Raw genomic sequence first — 14,835 nt, forward strand, 5'->3', positions numbered from 1 at the left:
ATTAATCACTAAGCCTTTTTATTTGCCTGCTCTGATTTATCAGGAGTGGCTTTATCATCGCTTGAGTAATCTTCTTCATCAGGATTATCAAAGCTCTGAGAGGCTCTAAAACCGTCACTATTTTGGATATCTTCTTTTTGATCTTTAAGCTCTTGTTGCCAATCGTCAACAATCGGATTAGCTCTAGCAATTGCTTCTTTTGAAGTAAAGTTAGCAACTGTTGAAACCACTTGTGCTTGCGCTAATTTGTCTTCAACTCTAGTACGTTTCCAAGTTTGAGTAATCTTCCGGCCTTCAGGATCTTTCAAATTATAGAATCTCATAATTGCACGAACTAGATCGTTTAAAGAATTAGTGAAGTAAGCTTGTGTGTTACTTGCCTTTAATTCTAGGTTTGAATACAACATCTTAATAGCTGTACCACTTGCATTGGTGGTTTCAAACTTAGCAGGATCAATACCTTGGCCTTCAGTGAAGATATTTTCTCTAGTCAAATCTAACAATGTTTTACGAGCTTCAACCGGAATATCAATTGTTAACTTATCAACTCCAGATTTATCACCATTACCAGCATTGTTGAACTTAATAGCTCTGTACTTCTTCAAGTTATCCATGAAGGTATTAAGATCAGTATCACCATAATTGGTTAGAACTAAGATTACTTGCTGAACATCTGATACATCGTTTAAGAAACCAGAATAGATGTGATCATAAGCATCAATTAAACCTTTGTACTTAAATAAATCAGGCTGTTGATACTTATTCTTAGGGAATGGAATAAATGGCACACGTCCCATTTTATGATCATAAGTATTACTTTCACCAGCATCATAACCAGCTGTTACATCATAAGATGGAATTCTATTGAATGGTTCAATAACTGATTGATCATTAGCACTAGTTCTAAAGAACTGTGCTTGTTTGTCATTCCAATATTCATGAACCGTGAAATATTTACCACTATCAGTATCCAATTTACGATATGAACGAAGTAAACCACCCAGTTTATTATCAAGTGTCGTGTCATAGATTGGAGTAATTTGATCAGGATCAATCACACCATATCTAAAATTGCCTTGATCATCTACCCAGTAATGAAGCCAAGAAACACCAGCGTTACATGCATCCACAGTTAAACGATTGATAGCTAAATTATATTGGTCACCAAGAACAGTTTGAATTAACTGATTATCTTTTTCATTACCTACATCAATTTTCGGAGGAACAGTAGCAATATATCCGGCCTCCTGATCTACTAACAACTGATGCAAACTATTAGAAATTCTGTTATCAGCTCTTCGAAGGGGATCTTTCTTGCCACCATCTTCTTTAATTTTAGATTCGCCACGAGTACGAATAGTGATATCATTTTCATTTTTATAGTACTTAACAGAAGCATAATACCTTTGATTGAAAGCGTTTCGTTGGCTTTCTGTATTCTTGATTAAATCTTTTAAAGCTTTTAATTCCAAGGAACAAATCCCCCTTTCGCATTCTTTGAATAAATTGCATAACGTAAAGCATCAAGCCGGTCGTTATGTCTCACATCATTTTCTTTTAAAGGCTGTCCGGTATTTTCATCCCAGGCATATTGGTAAATTTCATTCATTAAACCTTGAGAGCAAGATTCAGCAATAAAGAATTTACCTTCGCGCATCTTCTGTGCAACACATTCAATACCAGGCAATACATTCTTGTTGGCATTGATACAGTTGATACCTGCAGCTTGAAACTCATTAACATTATCAGGACGTGCTGAATCAGCATAAAAAATAAGATTGCGTCCAAACTCATCTTGCAAGTTCTGTGCAATCTTGACCCAATAATTAATAAATTTATGCTTCTTTGTGTAATCTCTTAAAACATAAGTATTCCTTTGATCATCATCACCTAGTAATAGAATTGGATTAGGGTGTTCATAACCCCAGTCAACGCCACAGTAATAATGCAAGCCTTGAGGAATCTTATCATCATCAATAACCATCGTGTCTTTATTGAAATCCTGATAAACGATGCCTTCGCCTGTTACCCATAAGCCATTAATTGCTCTATCATAAAACATCCCTGAAGGTGTTTGAGCTTTTAAAGCTTCTACATATTCTGAACTTAAAAAAGTATTATCATCGATAGTAAAATTAAACGATTTGATATGAGCTTTTAGATCACTTGCTTTGTCAATATAATTAACCTTTAGCCAATGATTAGGATTGTCAGACCTTACGGATTGGTATCACAAATTATTCTTGACCCCTCATAACTGCAACGCTGTAATATCTCTTGAAAGACACTTTCAGTCGCTAACGAGCATTCATTTACATACGCTCCCATCGCTGTCAAACCACGAACACTATTTACGCCACGATCTGTCCCAGTATAGCTAGGAACTATCTCTACGTTCATCAAGTGAAAATGTCCGTGACGATCAGGCTTTAAATCAATACCAAATTGATTACGAATAGAAGAAATAACATTATTATAAATGGAATTGCTTGAAAATCCAGCCAAAATATATAATGGTTTTTTTATGTTATCTTTTTTGGCCAATTTTGCTATTCGTCTAATTTCCATAAGAAACAACCAGTTATCAATGAAAGTTTTACCTGATCTAACGGCTCCATTCAGAATCATTAAACGCCAATCATCATGTAAATAGCTTTGAAATACAGTTTGTTGTTTTGCTGTAAAAATATCTGATAATACCAATCTTAATCACCTTCTTCCAATAAAAAAGACGTTCATTGAACGTCAATTTTTAATTTATTTAAATTTCCAAATATATTTACCAGCCGTTTTTTGCTTACCCTTACAACACCTAGCAATATTACTATTATCTATTTTAAGCTTGTGTTTTACTTCTCGCATACTAGGCCATTCTTTAATGAAATCACCATTAAGATCAAATTGCAAAACTGGTTTAGACATTTTAGCACCATTTATTCGACCATATTTTTTGCCAATTTTTCCAGTATGTTCTTTTATTTTTTTATGCCATTCTGGATTTCGACCTCTGGTTTGAATTGCTCTATCCATACACGTACCATAATTAGTGTTGTACTTATATGAACACCATTCTAAATTTAATACCGCATTATTCTGTTTGTTTTCATCAATATGATTAATACATGGTAGTTTTTTGAGATTTGGTAAAAACGCCTGTGCAACTAGACGATGAATATGAAGTGGTTTACGATTCGTTTCTTTATATAAAAGAACTTCAAAGTATCCACTGCCATCAATCATTTGTTTTAATATTCTGCCTTTATATAGGCGCTTTCTTCCAATACTATCAGTAATAGTCCTATCTAAGCTTCTTATTCTGCCAAGATTAGAGACTTGATAAAAGCCCTCATAGCCTTGAATATCTTTCCATATTTCTATATTATTAATCATGTGATTATAACCTTTATATGATTACCATGCTCTAGAGTGTTACCAGCACTGCTAGAGCTTTTTGTTTACAACGATATTATATCATCGAACCGAAGCAAATTATTGATATATCAACTTTTCTTTTTGCTTTCTTTGTCACTTTCCTTTGTTAAGGTATCCAGCATCTTATCAAGTAGCTGCTCCATATCTTGCCCATTGTCTTCCATTGCTTTAGCTCTAGCTTCAGCAACACGAGCATCAGCATTAGCTTTACGAATTCTAGCAGCATCTAATTCTGGAGTACCATTATCTGATAACAAATTAGCGTGTTTTAAAACGGTTTGAATAGCTTGAAGCTTAACCATCGCTGGTGTTTTAGAATGATTAATTAATTGAGATAAACTAGCCACCGCATCAGGCAATAAATGATTTAAAGCATAGATTGAATAATCAATTCTAGCTTGTTGAAATTCTTCGTTATTTTTCCAGTTCTCAATAGTATTAATATGACAATCAATTTCTTGTGAAATAGATTTTAAAGTAGCACCTTCGAAAAGCCGAATTACCGCTATTTTCTTCTTTTTTGTAAGTCTATCAAAAGCCGAATCTTTACCAGCTTTTATTATACTTTTCACATTATCTCACCCCCGCCTTTAGAGTAAATAAAAAAGCCAGCTTTGCTGACTTAAAAATATTTAAACCTAGGATGGACTTGCACCATCATCGCTGACTGTTTTTTTCTAATTAAACTACTAGGCCCTTAATTCCGTATTAAGAATTAAATGGTAGTTAAAGGATTTGCACCTATGAAGCCTTACGGCAACAGTTTTACAGACTGCTAGCTTTGACTGCTTGCATAAACTACCAGGTATAGGACACATCGGAATCGAACCGATAAGAGAATCATTGGGCATTTAATTCTCACGCAGTGATCACCATATGTCCAGCTCACCATTGGCTGGCTGTGTCCTGGAATGGTGTGCCATAAGCACACCAACAATGTTTACGCTCTGCTGCTCGCCTCAGTACCGTAAAAACGGGAGGGTCGTCGCAAGCTATGCACAAGGCTGGACTTACACCAGCACCACCGCAACTAAAAGTCGGACGTGTCTTTTTACTCACTTGAGTTTTCATGTGCGCCACTGAATATTTAAAACGAAGGTGCAACTTATTTAATGACGCTTGCTAACGTCACTAAGGATGATACAGGATTTCCACCTGCCCCGTGTACACATCGGTTATAGTCAAAAGAACTTCAATTCGTTACTAAAAAATATTCGTACAAATATCATCCTTGAAGAAAAATAAATTGTTATTTATCGAAATCTTTGGGGAGGTATTTCCTTAATTTTTTCGACAATAATATAATAACGTGATTTCACTCCGTACAGAATACGTACTTAATTCGTACATCGTACATCTGTCCAAATTCCGTCAAGCGTACGCAAGTAATCTTATGACTTTATCACAATGATTTTTTATCTGCCATCCTTCAAAAGAATAGGCAAAAGTAAGTAATGCTCTTTTTCTATAAGCCGCAAAGGAGGTATGTTCTCTATAAACAAGTGGTTGAATATCAACCCATCTTTGACGCTTAATGTATAAGCCTATTAATATTTTTTGAGAAACAGGATCCACACCATGATATAGAGCATCATGGACTGATTTAACAACGTTCTGTGCATCTAAGCCGTTAATTAACTTAGTTTCAATACCATTAGCTTTACTTGAACTGTAATTCTCTTCAAAACTAGGTGATGACAAATCAACCATTCGGCTACCACTCATAAGAACAATTCTTTCTAGATCATCTTTGAAAAAGTTGCTTACATTATCATACGTTTTAACAGCATCAATTTTAGGTACTAACTCCACATAATCACTCCATATTTATATATCTAAATATTCCTTGATTGCTTTTGAAGCTATAACTGAAATAGGTTCATTAATCTTTTTACAATATTTAGCCAATTCATCAAAAACTGGCGTATCAATTATAATTTTCATTTCATCATCCTTTCCATGCTTCATTCAGCCATGAATCAATACCATGTTTAACATACACAATAGATCTTCTAATAGCATATGTGCAGTCATCAGGCAAATCGCCCCAATAAAAAGATACTTCTGAAATTTCATAGCCCAATTTAGGGATTAAATCAAAGATAGTTTTGGAATTAAAGCTATTAGAAATTTTTGCAATTCTAGTCATGCCCTTAACATAAGTAGTATAAAAATTTGGTTGACCATCTTTAGTTAATTTATATTTAAAGAGAGGCTTATATGTTAAACCGTAAAATTCTTTAACGCGTTGTACAACCGGTTGCCTTACACGTAGCTTCTCATAAATCACATGTGCAGGATAGCCATATTCCAGCAGTCTTTTAATCTTCAAATCAGTATCATCTGGTTCAAAAATCTTAACATCTCTTTGATCAATCGCTAATAAATTTCGTGCCTTAATTAAATTAGGATCATTTTCAGGAGTTTTACTAATTGAACCATATTGAAGTTCAGCCTTACGAATATAAATTAATGCCTGTTGATATTTAGTTAAAGCCATATCCTATACCTTTACTAATTTCCATAAATAACCATAGGAATAAAAGTTTGTGCTACTAATCTTTGAATTTCAACATCTTTACTGTTCCTATTTCCGTCATACAAGCAAACATGTAAATACCCATGTTGATTCAAGCGCGGTTTTAAAATTTGTTCTTTCTTATTAGCATAAGTAAAACCGTTCCATCTTTTACGAGACAAACTCTTTATTCTTCCTAGATTAGATACTTGATATTTTCCTTCGTATCCAACAATATCTTTCCAAATCTCATCCATTAATTTTCACCTCTATAATCATCATATCCGTATCCAACTAATGAACCATCCACAATCATTAATGCATCTTTAACGCTTCGTGCAATTCCATGAATTACATTATGAGATTGAAGCATTTCATGAAAGCGTATTTGATCCGGTCTAGGTTTACCTGTTTTAGATTTAACCTCAATGTAAAACACTTGATTATCTACCCAACGCCAGCCATATAAATCAGGATGCCCCTGAGGCAATCCCGTATCAAAACATCTATGATCAATTGTTTGAACTTTGCCTACATTGGTTCTAAAAGCATTACATTTATGTTGAGATAGAGCCACCAGGATCTCTTTTTGAATTTCATGTTCTTCACTAGCCATTAAAGTACCACCTATTTCTTGATTAGCATCAGTATTTTTACTCTCTTCATTATCTGGAAGCAGTTCTGTTTGACTAGCTTCCAAATTAACCATTACTGATCCTTCACTTTTAAATTTATCTAGATTTTTCATATTTTTTACCTCAAAAATGTAAAGAATTGTAATGAACTGTAAGGTCCATAAACGTTGATATATCAACGTTTCTTTAGATTCTTACATCCTTACACTATTTTTCAACTTATTAATATAATACAGGTACTATAAATAAAAATATAATTCTTATATTTTTATTTATAGTGTAAGATGTAAGGTATCTTATATAATCCCTTGGGAGAGTAGGACTCAGCCCCCTTACAATCCTTACATTTTTCTCACATTTTCGCCCTAAGTCTTACTCCCCCAACAGTTTAGACCGTAAGAAATTTGGGCGTTTCCATGTTGCTTTATAGCCTTGAGCTTTATTCCATCTTTTTAAAGCCACGGATGGTTTTATTATTTACTGAGTCCCATCCGGGAGCGCCAACTTCAAAACCAGCATGAGACATAACATAGCGCATTGTTTTAACTTCTTTACCTTTAATTTCTCTGCCTAAACTAACCATTAAAGCTCTACGCATTTCTTGATTAGAGATGAATTTTTTATCTTTAAATTGTCCATCAAGTAGAACTTTGATTTCATCTTCAACTTCTGAAGTAGCAAGGAATTGTTGACGATTATGAGATAAAATTGCTTCTTGTTTTGGAGAAAGTTTAAATGGATCTTTAGTATGTTTCCATAAATAAACTGCTTCTCCCCAAACTTGATCAATTTCATCTTGTTTTAGCCCCTCAACAGGATGAACTTCTTGACGCTTGCTATCACATCTAATAGATAGAAACCTTCTATCCCCAGATTTATCTTTTAAGTGCTGCACTTCATTAGTAGTTCTTGCCATAACAAAGCCTTTGTTAAAAGTAAGAATGTATTTTCCATATGAAGGGCGGTATCTAAACACCTGCTCTGTAATAAATTTTTTAACTTCTTCAAAACTAGAACGGTTTGAAGCTGTCATTTCATCATCATTAACAATCAAAGCATTTTTAAGTTCTGCTTTATCATCCTTATCAGTAAATGAATTAAATTGATCAGTATAAAAGCCTTTAGGAGCAATTTCTCTTAAAAAAGTAGTTTTACCAATACCTTGGCCACCAACAAGATCAAGAACATAATCAAATTTTGTTAATGGATTATAGCCTTTGGCTACAGCACCCATGAACCATAATCTTACTGTTAATTTAGTTGCTTCAGATTCATCAGCACCAAGATATTTTTGCAAGAAATGATCCAATCTAGGTTTTTTATCCCATTTGGATAAGCATTTCTCAAAATAATCAATTACTGGATTATAAGAATTCGCTCTAGCAATTGAATCAATTACCTGACTAACTAAGTTAGGCTTAAAATTAATACCATATTCAGGATTTACTGAAATATATAGAACAATGTCATTAACAACACCATCATTAATTTGACCTTTTGGAAGTTCAATTTTTGGAATGCCTTGTTTAGTCAAATCCAAAGTAACTGTTTTAACTACATCAATTTCATTAGTAAATCTGTTATATCTAAGCACTCCTTTAAGATTCTTATCGTGTTGTAAAATCAAAGCTACATTTTTAGCACTTGTAGTTCTGATGGCATCTTTATCGGTTCGTTCAAAATCCAATTTAGGTTTTTGATTATTATTATTGATTTGTTGAACCTTTGTTTGATCAAGAGCTTTCAATTATATGTCTTCGCCTCATTTCCTTATCAAGCATACTTTCACAAGTTTTATAAACTTCATCATCATTTAACTTGCCTTCTGTATGCTCGTTAGCAATTATTGCAAGTTGATAAGCCTTGTTGGGGTCAATGCCCCGGTATAACAAACCTCCCATGAAACTGGCCAGTGCGTTATTTCTGCCACCAGTTTTACCTAGCCCATCAACAATCTTTTCGAATAATTGAGCGGTAGCAGATTTTTCACCTGAAGTGTAAGCACCGCTTAGATCATCATCAACCGGCTTAAATCCCTTCTGTTTTTCAAGAATTAGATCAATTAATCCTTGTGGCGGTTCTCTCATAGGTTCACGGTTTAGCCATTTATAGGATTTATCTCCTAGCATTGAAGGAGCTACTACAACATAGTTATTTTCATGAGCCTTAAGATCAACTGAAGGCAAGAATCCAATGTTTTGTTGAATCTTTAAATCTTTAGGCTTAGTAAAGAAGAAATGAAAGCCATTATGTGCTGTTCTCTCAGTGAGCGTATTCTTAAACCATTCATCATGATTAAGCACCTTGATAGACTTCATGCCATCCTTTTCACCGTGGCGGTCAACATCAATTACAAAGAATTTATCAGTTTTTAATGCAATATTTGCAGTTGGATATTTTTGCCAGATCTGCTTAATTTCATCGCCCTCAAGGGGCGGTTTATTTGCAAACTTGATCAGTGGGCGCTTATTACTTCCAATTGGTATTACGCTAAAACCATGTTCTGCATATGACAGAGCATAATTAACTAAGTTAGGATGCATATTAGAAATCCTCTTCTCTTACTTATCAAATGGCAACATATCATCAGTAATTTCAATATCACTGCCCGTATTACCTGCAAACGGGTCTTGTTTATCATCTACTTCGATCTTTTGAGGTTGTTCTGCTCTACTAAATTCATAGTTTCTATAAGGATGATCAGGATCCTTTTTGTTTGGTGTTTCTTTAATAGTCATCATTAAGACTTTACCCTTTGCAGGTGTTAAAGTGTCTTTCAAGTCTTCGTAAGCATCGGTTTCAGAATCATGGTTGAAGTCACTATCGGGAATAGGAGTACCAACCATTTCACCAATTACTTGCAGTATTGAAATTGATCTAGCAATAACAAATTGTGGCGTTGCCTTACCGGTTGAAGTTACTTGTGCAAGTGTTGGAAATACTGATTCAGTTTTGCCTTCATATTTACCTTCAATAACCATAAAACTTAACATCAAGAAATCACGATCATTAGTGGCATTGTGAGTTACACCATCAAGGCTAACTTTATAAGTGCCTGCTGGAATATTTTCAAAAGCGTTGTATTCCTTACCCTTTTTAGGATCAAAACCAGACTTCTTAACTTCATTTAATGCATCTAATAAACTCATTATTTATTCTCCTTGTTCTTTGCTTGTAATTTTTCTAAATCTTCTCTTTTAAACATTCCTCTACAACTTTCAAGTAGCTGCAGGATTCTATGATTAGTAATATTGGCTGGATCATACATAGTTCTTAATGCCTTAACTTCACGGAAATATGAGGCATTTTGACCGTCACCAATCTTCTTTGTTCTAATGACCACATCACAGTTTCCATTTACAATGTTGTAATATTTAGTTTTAAGTGATGGCTCATAAGTAGTAACCCCGGTATTTTCGTCAGTAATTGCCAGTTCACGACTGATATAAATCACATTGAGTGGCAATGCTTTTAAATCCATGACAAATTGTTGAAGTGCTGTATTAAACATTGCATAGCCCTTGCCGTATGGAATGTCAGATAATGCCTGAACACCAGCATCAATACAGATTGCTTGTTCGATTTGAATACATACGTCATCAATCACATCAATAACTATTGTTTTAAATCGTTGATTTTCAGGGCGTTTTGGATTCTCAACTTGTAAAGCAATTACAATATCATCTAGTTGCTTAATAACTGATTGTTTTAATCCACCATTTTCATTTCTTATATTTCTTAATTGAATTGATGGTGCAGTACCTTGTTTTGAATTTCCATCAGTGTTAAGAATTAGTGGATTAGGAAAAAAACTTGAAAAGTAACTCTTCCCTGTCATAGGGCTCCCCCAGATAAAGAAATTCTTAGGCTCAGATTTTGGACTTAGTTTTTCTACTTTAGGTAATTGAAACATTTAAATAACCTCACTTTCATATTGCCATTTAAATAAGAATTTATTAAAGTCTGTTACAAATTTTCTTTGTGTTAAATTTTTCTTTTCTCTTAATTGTCTAATTCGATTCATCCTTTTATTAGATAATTCCCTTTCTCTTCGCAATGTAATAACACCATCCTTTTTTATAACCGTGCAATTTTGCATAAGCTTGTAACTCTTTCATCGAATGAAGTTCATCAACTGATTTATTAGCTACTTTTTTCAACAAATCATTCTTGACAATTTCACGAATTGCATTTTGCCGTTCTTTAGTTGCTTCGACTAAATCAACATCACTTACTGGCTTAGCTTCATGAACTTTGATTGGCTTGCCACATATTGGACACTTACCGTCTTTAACTTCACTGGCTCTCACTACTGCAAAACAGTAATCACAAGTGACAATAGCCAAACCAGGATCAGTTAATAAAGCTTTGCTTTTCTGCTTGCCTGATTTAACAGCTTTCTTCCAGTCGCGGTCCTCATCTGGGTAACCAAACTTTTTAAAATTGTTAGCGTGGTCAATGATAATAGCTGTTTTGCCTTCACGTGGATTTAAGCACCTCATGGAGAACTGTAAGTAAAGTGCAAGCGACATTGTAGGTCGTGCCATAATTACGCAATCAACATTTGGCAAATCAACGCCTTCAGTAAACAAGTTCACGTTAACAAGTATTTTAATTTCTTGTTCTCGGAATTTTCGCACCGCTAGATCACGTTTTTCTTTTGGCGTAGTACCATCTACCTCAACCGCCGAAATCCCCTCAGAATTGAATTTTTTAGCTATTTTTATAGCTGAATCAATTGAGTAAGTATAAACAACTGCTTGCATCCCTGGCGCAATTCTTTTGTACTGCTTAACGATATGACCAAAAATTTTAGTATTCATCGCTTGCTGCATTGAGTCGTTGGTAAAATCACCCGTTGAGCCGCGTTTAAGCAATTTACTATCGAAGTCACCTGGTGGTTGAAAGTACTTAAATGGTGCTAGAAATCCTTTTTCAGTTAATTCATGGATCGATTGACCAACAATAATATCATCAGCAATCTGATCAAGTTGCATTCGTCCTGTTCGATGTGGCGTAGCTGTGAAAAGTAAAACTATAGCTTTAGGAAATTTATTTAAGATTTTTTGATAGCTTTTAGCTAAAGCTCTATGAGCTTCATCAACCAAAATCACATCAGGAACCGGTAATTTATCAACTCTTCTAGTTAGCGTTTGAACCATTCCGGCAGTTAATAAATTAGGATTTACGCCCTGCTCATTAAAAGTTTTAACAGCTTGGTCAAGAACTTCTTTACGATGAATCAAGAACATTACACGGTTATTATTTTCAGTTGTTCTTCTGGCAATTTCTGCCATTACAACAGTCTTACCAGTACGAGGGGGAGATTGAACAATAATTACTCTATGATGATTTTTCATTGAGCTAACAATTTTGCGAATCAAATTCTTTTGGTAAGTTCTTAGTTCATACATCTCTCTCGACCACCTCCTTCCATAGCTTAGCCACCATTTTAAAACTAGGGTAATTTTCTCTTTTAACTGCTCTCTTACCTAAATAACGAAGCTGTGCTTCAAAACTTTCATGGTGTCTATAAGCTAATCTATAGGTGATTCTTTTAGCTAAATGCTTATTATCGGCTTTAGCTGCACGATCAAACAATTTAGCTAAATCCTTATTTGAAAATCCTTTAAGCTTTACTTTCATAAAACACTCTCAATCTGCTTTAAATCTAAACGTATTGCTTCAAGATAATTCTTAATAATTACTGGATTACCTGATTTAGCTAATTCTTTTAATCCAAAAATCGCATCATTGACTGAATCTTCAATCATTTCTGCTTTAATCATTCGATGATCACCTTTCTTTTTCTTTCAAGATATGCACCCGGTATATCTTTACCTGCTTGTAAATCTGCTTTGATCTTCTTTTTATTAGCGTGTGGTTTAGGCTCTGGGTATGTTACGTAATCGATTGGAATTTTCATTACATTAGGTACCACTACGCTTTGAGGAGGATTCGATAATTTAAAATTGAAGTTATCGGTATGAATTGATTTATTGCCACTACTTTCAATTGCCAACTTTAAAAAGCCTTTTAAGTTATTACTTTGAGTTGTATAGTGCTTTTTTAATTTAGTTAGTTGTTCAATTTTTTTATCTAACCAATCAAGTTTCGATTCATCTTCATTGATCCAATTAGCAACAGAATCAAGCTTTTCATTTCTTGCATCTTCAAGACTTTCTAAAGTATCTGCTAAAGCTTCTGGTTCAATCTCCCCTGCTTCAGCCTTTTCTTTAATTCGTTCTACAGCGGTGTTTATTTCAAATACATTCATTATGAATTCCTTTCTGAAAGTTAATCTTTGGCGCGGTTAACTTTCTTTTTATCTTGACCACTACTTATGGCATCAGTAGTAGCCCATAATTTCATTTTGGTTTCTTCACTAAGTTCCATGTTTTCCTCCTAAAAGATCTGAAATACTAAATCCCAGAAGCTATAACTTAATAAACTGAATGTTGCGATCATCACACTAAGTAGAATTCCGCCAAAGACAGTTTCCCAATCTGGCAACTTTTTATTTAGCATTCCAATCAATATCCTTTCTATGTTCATTCATCCAAATAGCAGCTGGATATTCAAAGATAGTAATTTTGCCTCCACTTCCTGGATGAATATTGCTACACCAATCAGGCTCAAATGGATAAAGAATATTTGCTTTAACCCACGCAATACCGTGTGGTTTGGCGTATTTTTTAGCGAATTCTTTAATTCCAATTGTTCTTCCTATTAATGAATTTTCTGGAACATAACCACGTTCCTTCATAATTTGATCAACGGCGCTGGTTAATTCATCATTATTTATTGTTAATTGCATTTTTCTCACCTCTATTTTTGATACACTTGAATCATCTCAACTAAGGAGGTGATTTAGATGGATTTTTATGAGTGGGTTAATTCATTAGAAATTATTAATTCCCCAGAAGGAGATCTAGTAGGAGATATTCAACGTGATACTAAATTTCCTAAAGGAATTAAATCTTTCGAGCAATTATCCAATTACTTACCTGATGATGGAGCTGTTCAAGAAGCTGCTAAAAATCTTTTTGAGAGCTATTTAGCAGAAAAACACCATCATAAGTAACAGACTTGTCCCTATTTCTGTATTTGCGTTTTAATTCAAACCTTTTGTATAGTCCTACTGGAATTTGAGTTAAAACCTTTCTATCAATCAGTTCTTGAAGTAAATCTTCAGAACTGATTTTTTTAATGCTTTCAGTCATGGCTATCCTCCAAATAAACTTCACTCATCCCTAGAAGATCACACACATTTGCTAGAAGCTCATAATTAGAATCTTGTAAATCTCTAATTGTAAATTCTCTTTTATCTGTTTTAATTCCGTTATCTACGATGGTAGATACTCTGCCAAAAGTAGTACCCGGTTCATTTAATCGAACGAGCTGCTTTAATGCATCTCTAACATTTTCGTATTCAACCATATTTATTTTTTAACCTCTTTCTTAATTGCTTTGTACCCAGCTTCTGTGTAGAGCCATTGAGGAACTTCTTTATCTGAATAACGTGACTTGCTATTAGTCCACCGACCGTATTTATTTTGCCCAGGTTGTTCAGCTTTCAAGCCTAATTTATTGGCGGTTTTGCCTACCATCACTGCAGTAGTTCCAAGCTTTTTAGCAATGTCGCCGGCTGAATATTCTTTTTCCTTCATTACTGGAATGGTCATTTCACCAGTCAAAGTTTCAGCAGCTTTGGCTAATAGAGTTTGTTTAGAACTGTTTGAATCAGTAACCATAGCGATTTTATATAACATGTTTGCTCTACGAGTTGCTGAATTGTCTTTCATGATTTTTAGACGCTCTTGAGCAACAAGAGAAGGTTGGTTTTCTTTGATTGCTACTCGCATATTGAAATAGTTATCAACTAATTCATCGTAGATATCCCAAGCTTTGTCATCGTCTAAGATTTTTAAGAGCTTTGCATATCCACGCTCAGATAAAAGGTAAATGTTCTTTGCGTTACCCCATTGAGCTTTAGTAAAGCCATATGCAGAAAACACATCGTTCCGAACGATCTGTTTTAAATCAAGCAAATCAATGCCGTCTCTAAACCTTTTAATATTGCGATTAATTAACTCATTGATTTCTCTTACTGAACGTCCATGAATTACTGCAATATCTTTAGCAAGCATTGCTTTCTTACCTTTTCCAAATCCACCTTCAATTCCAGTGAAATGGATATTACCGATGGTTTCTTGACCGATAACTTTTAATGTTTCCATTTACTTTTCC

At 34.3% G+C, this 14,835-nt stretch carries 20 protein-coding genes and 1 pseudogene; 1 reads left to right on the plus strand and 20 read right to left on the minus strand.

Going from position 1 to position 14,835, the window contains the following annotated elements; genetic code table 11:
• Window positions 1-8: 8 nt before the first annotated feature.
• The 18 genes and pseudogenes from RDN22_RS00915 to RDN22_RS01000 all read right to left on the minus strand — a co-directional run bounded on the left by RDN22_RS00915 (window position 9) and on the right by RDN22_RS01000 (window position 13,402).
• Window positions 9-1,472 (minus strand): phage portal protein, encoded by a 1,464-nt coding sequence (locus RDN22_RS00915; RefSeq protein ID WP_308554997.1) that lies wholly within the window; start codon window positions 1,470-1,472, stop codon window positions 9-11.
• A pseudogene (locus RDN22_RS00920) lies at window positions 1,463-2,703 on the minus strand (PBSX family phage terminase large subunit). The gene RDN22_RS00915 and the pseudogene RDN22_RS00920 overlap by 10 nt, the downstream one beginning before the upstream one ends.
• Before the next feature lie 54 nt (window positions 2,704-2,757).
• The gene (locus RDN22_RS00925; RefSeq protein WP_308554999.1) at window positions 2,758-3,390 is read right to left on the minus strand and encodes an NUMOD4 domain-containing protein; all 633 of its coding nucleotides are present in this window, start codon (window positions 3,388-3,390) and stop codon (window positions 2,758-2,760) included.
• A 110-nt stretch (window positions 3,391-3,500) separates the two neighbouring features.
• Window positions 3,501-4,004: a helix-turn-helix domain-containing protein gene (locus RDN22_RS00930; RefSeq protein ID WP_308555001.1), complete on the minus strand. Its 504-nt coding sequence runs from the start codon at window positions 4,002-4,004 to the stop codon at window positions 3,501-3,503.
• A gap of 799 nt (window positions 4,005-4,803) precedes the next feature.
• Window positions 4,804-5,244, minus strand: a complete 441-nt coding sequence (locus tag RDN22_RS00935) for an ArpU family phage packaging/lysis transcriptional regulator (protein WP_308555003.1) — start codon at window positions 5,242-5,244, stop codon at window positions 4,804-4,806.
• Window positions 5,245-5,380: 136 nt separating this feature from the next.
• Window positions 5,381-5,932, minus strand: a complete 552-nt coding sequence (locus RDN22_RS00940) for a hypothetical protein (protein ID WP_308555005.1) — start codon at window positions 5,930-5,932, stop codon at window positions 5,381-5,383.
• A gap of 14 nt (window positions 5,933-5,946) precedes the next feature.
• Window positions 5,947-6,207, minus strand: coding sequence for an NUMOD4 domain-containing protein (locus RDN22_RS00945; protein WP_308555007.1), 261 nt, complete (start codon window positions 6,205-6,207; stop codon window positions 5,947-5,949).
• Window positions 6,207-6,566 carry a VRR-NUC domain-containing protein gene (locus tag RDN22_RS00950; protein ID WP_308555093.1) on the minus strand — a complete coding sequence of 120 codons (360 nt, stop codon included), beginning with the start codon at window positions 6,564-6,566 and terminating at the stop codon, window positions 6,207-6,209. The genes RDN22_RS00945 and RDN22_RS00950 overlap by 1 nt, the downstream gene beginning before the upstream one ends.
• A 458-nt stretch (window positions 6,567-7,024) precedes the next feature.
• Window positions 7,025-8,332 (minus strand): virulence-associated E family protein, encoded by a 1,308-nt coding sequence (locus tag RDN22_RS00955; RefSeq protein ID WP_308555009.1) that lies wholly within the window; start codon window positions 8,330-8,332, stop codon window positions 7,025-7,027.
• Window positions 8,319-9,128 carry a bifunctional DNA primase/polymerase gene (locus RDN22_RS00960; protein ID WP_308555011.1) on the minus strand — a complete coding sequence of 270 codons (810 nt, stop codon included), beginning with the start codon at window positions 9,126-9,128 and terminating at the stop codon, window positions 8,319-8,321. The genes RDN22_RS00955 and RDN22_RS00960 overlap by 14 nt, the downstream gene beginning before the upstream one ends.
• Window positions 9,129-9,146: 18 nt before the next feature.
• Window positions 9,147-9,734 carry a single-stranded DNA-binding protein gene (locus RDN22_RS00965; RefSeq protein WP_308555013.1) on the minus strand — a complete coding sequence of 196 codons (588 nt, stop codon included), beginning with the start codon at window positions 9,732-9,734 and terminating at the stop codon, window positions 9,147-9,149.
• Entirely contained in the window at window positions 9,734-10,498 is a 765-nt protein-coding gene (locus RDN22_RS00970; RefSeq protein ID WP_308555015.1) for an ATP-binding protein, read from the minus strand. The genes RDN22_RS00965 and RDN22_RS00970 overlap by 1 nt, the downstream gene beginning before the upstream one ends.
• 118 nt (window positions 10,499-10,616) lie before the next feature.
• The gene (locus tag RDN22_RS00975) at window positions 10,617-11,999 is read right to left on the minus strand and encodes a DEAD/DEAH box helicase (protein WP_308555017.1); all 1,383 of its coding nucleotides are present in this window, start codon (window positions 11,997-11,999) and stop codon (window positions 10,617-10,619) included.
• The gene (locus tag RDN22_RS00980; RefSeq protein WP_308555019.1) at window positions 11,992-12,231 is read right to left on the minus strand and encodes a hypothetical protein; all 240 of its coding nucleotides are present in this window, start codon (window positions 12,229-12,231) and stop codon (window positions 11,992-11,994) included. Before RDN22_RS00980 ends, RDN22_RS00975 begins: the two co-directional genes overlap by 8 nt.
• Window positions 12,228-12,374 carry a hypothetical protein gene (locus RDN22_RS00985; protein ID WP_308555020.1) on the minus strand — a complete coding sequence of 49 codons (147 nt, stop codon included), beginning with the start codon at window positions 12,372-12,374 and terminating at the stop codon, window positions 12,228-12,230. The genes RDN22_RS00980 and RDN22_RS00985 overlap by 4 nt, the downstream gene beginning before the upstream one ends.
• On the minus strand, window positions 12,371-12,862 hold the full coding sequence (locus tag RDN22_RS00990) for a siphovirus Gp157 family protein (protein ID WP_308555022.1): 492 nt from the start codon (window positions 12,860-12,862) through the stop codon (window positions 12,371-12,373). Before RDN22_RS00990 ends, RDN22_RS00985 begins: the two co-directional genes overlap by 4 nt.
• Before the next feature lie 128 nt (window positions 12,863-12,990).
• Window positions 12,991-13,113, minus strand: coding sequence for a hypothetical protein (locus tag RDN22_RS00995; protein ID WP_308555024.1), 123 nt, complete (start codon window positions 13,111-13,113; stop codon window positions 12,991-12,993).
• Entirely contained in the window at window positions 13,103-13,402 is a 300-nt protein-coding gene (locus RDN22_RS01000) for a hypothetical protein (RefSeq protein WP_308555026.1), read from the minus strand. Before RDN22_RS01000 ends, RDN22_RS00995 begins: the two co-directional genes overlap by 11 nt.
• Before the next feature lie 57 nt (window positions 13,403-13,459).
• On the opposite strand from RDN22_RS01000, the gene RDN22_RS01005 reads away from it, so the two are divergent.
• Window positions 13,460-13,669 (plus strand): YozE family protein, encoded by a 210-nt coding sequence (locus RDN22_RS01005; RefSeq protein ID WP_308555028.1) that lies wholly within the window; start codon window positions 13,460-13,462, stop codon window positions 13,667-13,669.
• Window positions 13,670-13,800: 131 nt separating this feature from the next.
• Here the strand turns inward: RDN22_RS01005 and RDN22_RS01010 are convergent, their stop codons facing one another.
• Window positions 13,801-14,025 (minus strand): hypothetical protein, encoded by a 225-nt coding sequence (locus tag RDN22_RS01010; protein ID WP_308555030.1) that lies wholly within the window; start codon window positions 14,023-14,025, stop codon window positions 13,801-13,803.
• Window positions 14,026-14,027: 2 nt separating this feature from the next.
• Window positions 14,028-14,825, minus strand: a complete 798-nt coding sequence (locus RDN22_RS01015; RefSeq protein WP_308555032.1) for an ORF6N domain-containing protein — start codon at window positions 14,823-14,825, stop codon at window positions 14,028-14,030.
• Window positions 14,826-14,835 lie beyond the last annotated feature (10 nt).

The sequence above is a fragment of the uncultured Lactobacillus sp. genome (assembly GCF_902491705.1).
Classification (GTDB): Bacteria; Bacillota; Bacilli; order Lactobacillales; family Lactobacillaceae; genus Lactobacillus.

Coding starts and splice junctions, on each gene's coding strand:
- RDN22_RS00925 (WP_308554999.1), bottom strand. CDS start 3,390: ATGATTAATAATATAGAAATATGGAAAGATATTCAAGGCTATGAGGGC.
- RDN22_RS00940 (WP_308555005.1), bottom strand. CDS start 5,932: ATGGCTTTAACTAAATATCAACAGGCATTAATTTATATTCGTAAGGCT.
- RDN22_RS00945 (WP_308555007.1), bottom strand. CDS start 6,207: ATGGATGAGATTTGGAAAGATATTGTTGGATACGAAGGAAAATATCAA.
- RDN22_RS00950 (WP_308555093.1), bottom strand. CDS start 6,566: ATGGCTAGTGAAGAACATGAAATTCAAAAAGAGATCCTGGTGGCTCTA.
- RDN22_RS00960 (WP_308555011.1), bottom strand. CDS start 9,128: ATGCATCCTAACTTAGTTAATTATGCTCTGTCATATGCAGAACATGGT.
- RDN22_RS00965 (WP_308555013.1), bottom strand. CDS start 9,734: ATGAGTTTATTAGATGCATTAAATGAAGTTAAGAAGTCTGGTTTTGAT.
- RDN22_RS00970 (WP_308555015.1), bottom strand. CDS start 10,498: ATGTTTCAATTACCTAAAGTAGAAAAACTAAGTCCAAAATCTGAGCCT.
- RDN22_RS00975 (WP_308555017.1), bottom strand. CDS start 11,999: ATGTATGAACTAAGAACTTACCAAAAGAATTTGATTCGCAAAATTGTT.
- RDN22_RS00980 (WP_308555019.1), bottom strand. CDS start 12,231: ATGAAAGTAAAGCTTAAAGGATTTTCAAATAAGGATTTAGCTAAATTG.
- RDN22_RS00985 (WP_308555020.1), bottom strand. CDS start 12,374: ATGATTAAAGCAGAAATGATTGAAGATTCAGTCAATGATGCGATTTTT.
- RDN22_RS00990 (WP_308555022.1), bottom strand. CDS start 12,862: ATGAATGTATTTGAAATAAACACCGCTGTAGAACGAATTAAAGAAAAG.
- RDN22_RS00995 (WP_308555024.1), bottom strand. CDS start 13,113: ATGCTAAATAAAAAGTTGCCAGATTGGGAAACTGTCTTTGGCGGAATT.
- RDN22_RS01000 (WP_308555026.1), bottom strand. CDS start 13,402: ATGCAATTAACAATAAATAATGATGAATTAACCAGCGCCGTTGATCAA.
- RDN22_RS01005 (WP_308555028.1), top strand. CDS start 13,460: ATGGATTTTTATGAGTGGGTTAATTCATTAGAAATTATTAATTCCCCA.
- RDN22_RS01010 (WP_308555030.1), bottom strand. CDS start 14,025: ATGGTTGAATACGAAAATGTTAGAGATGCATTAAAGCAGCTCGTTCGA.
- RDN22_RS01015 (WP_308555032.1), bottom strand. CDS start 14,825: ATGGAAACATTAAAAGTTATCGGTCAAGAAACCATCGGTAATATCCAT.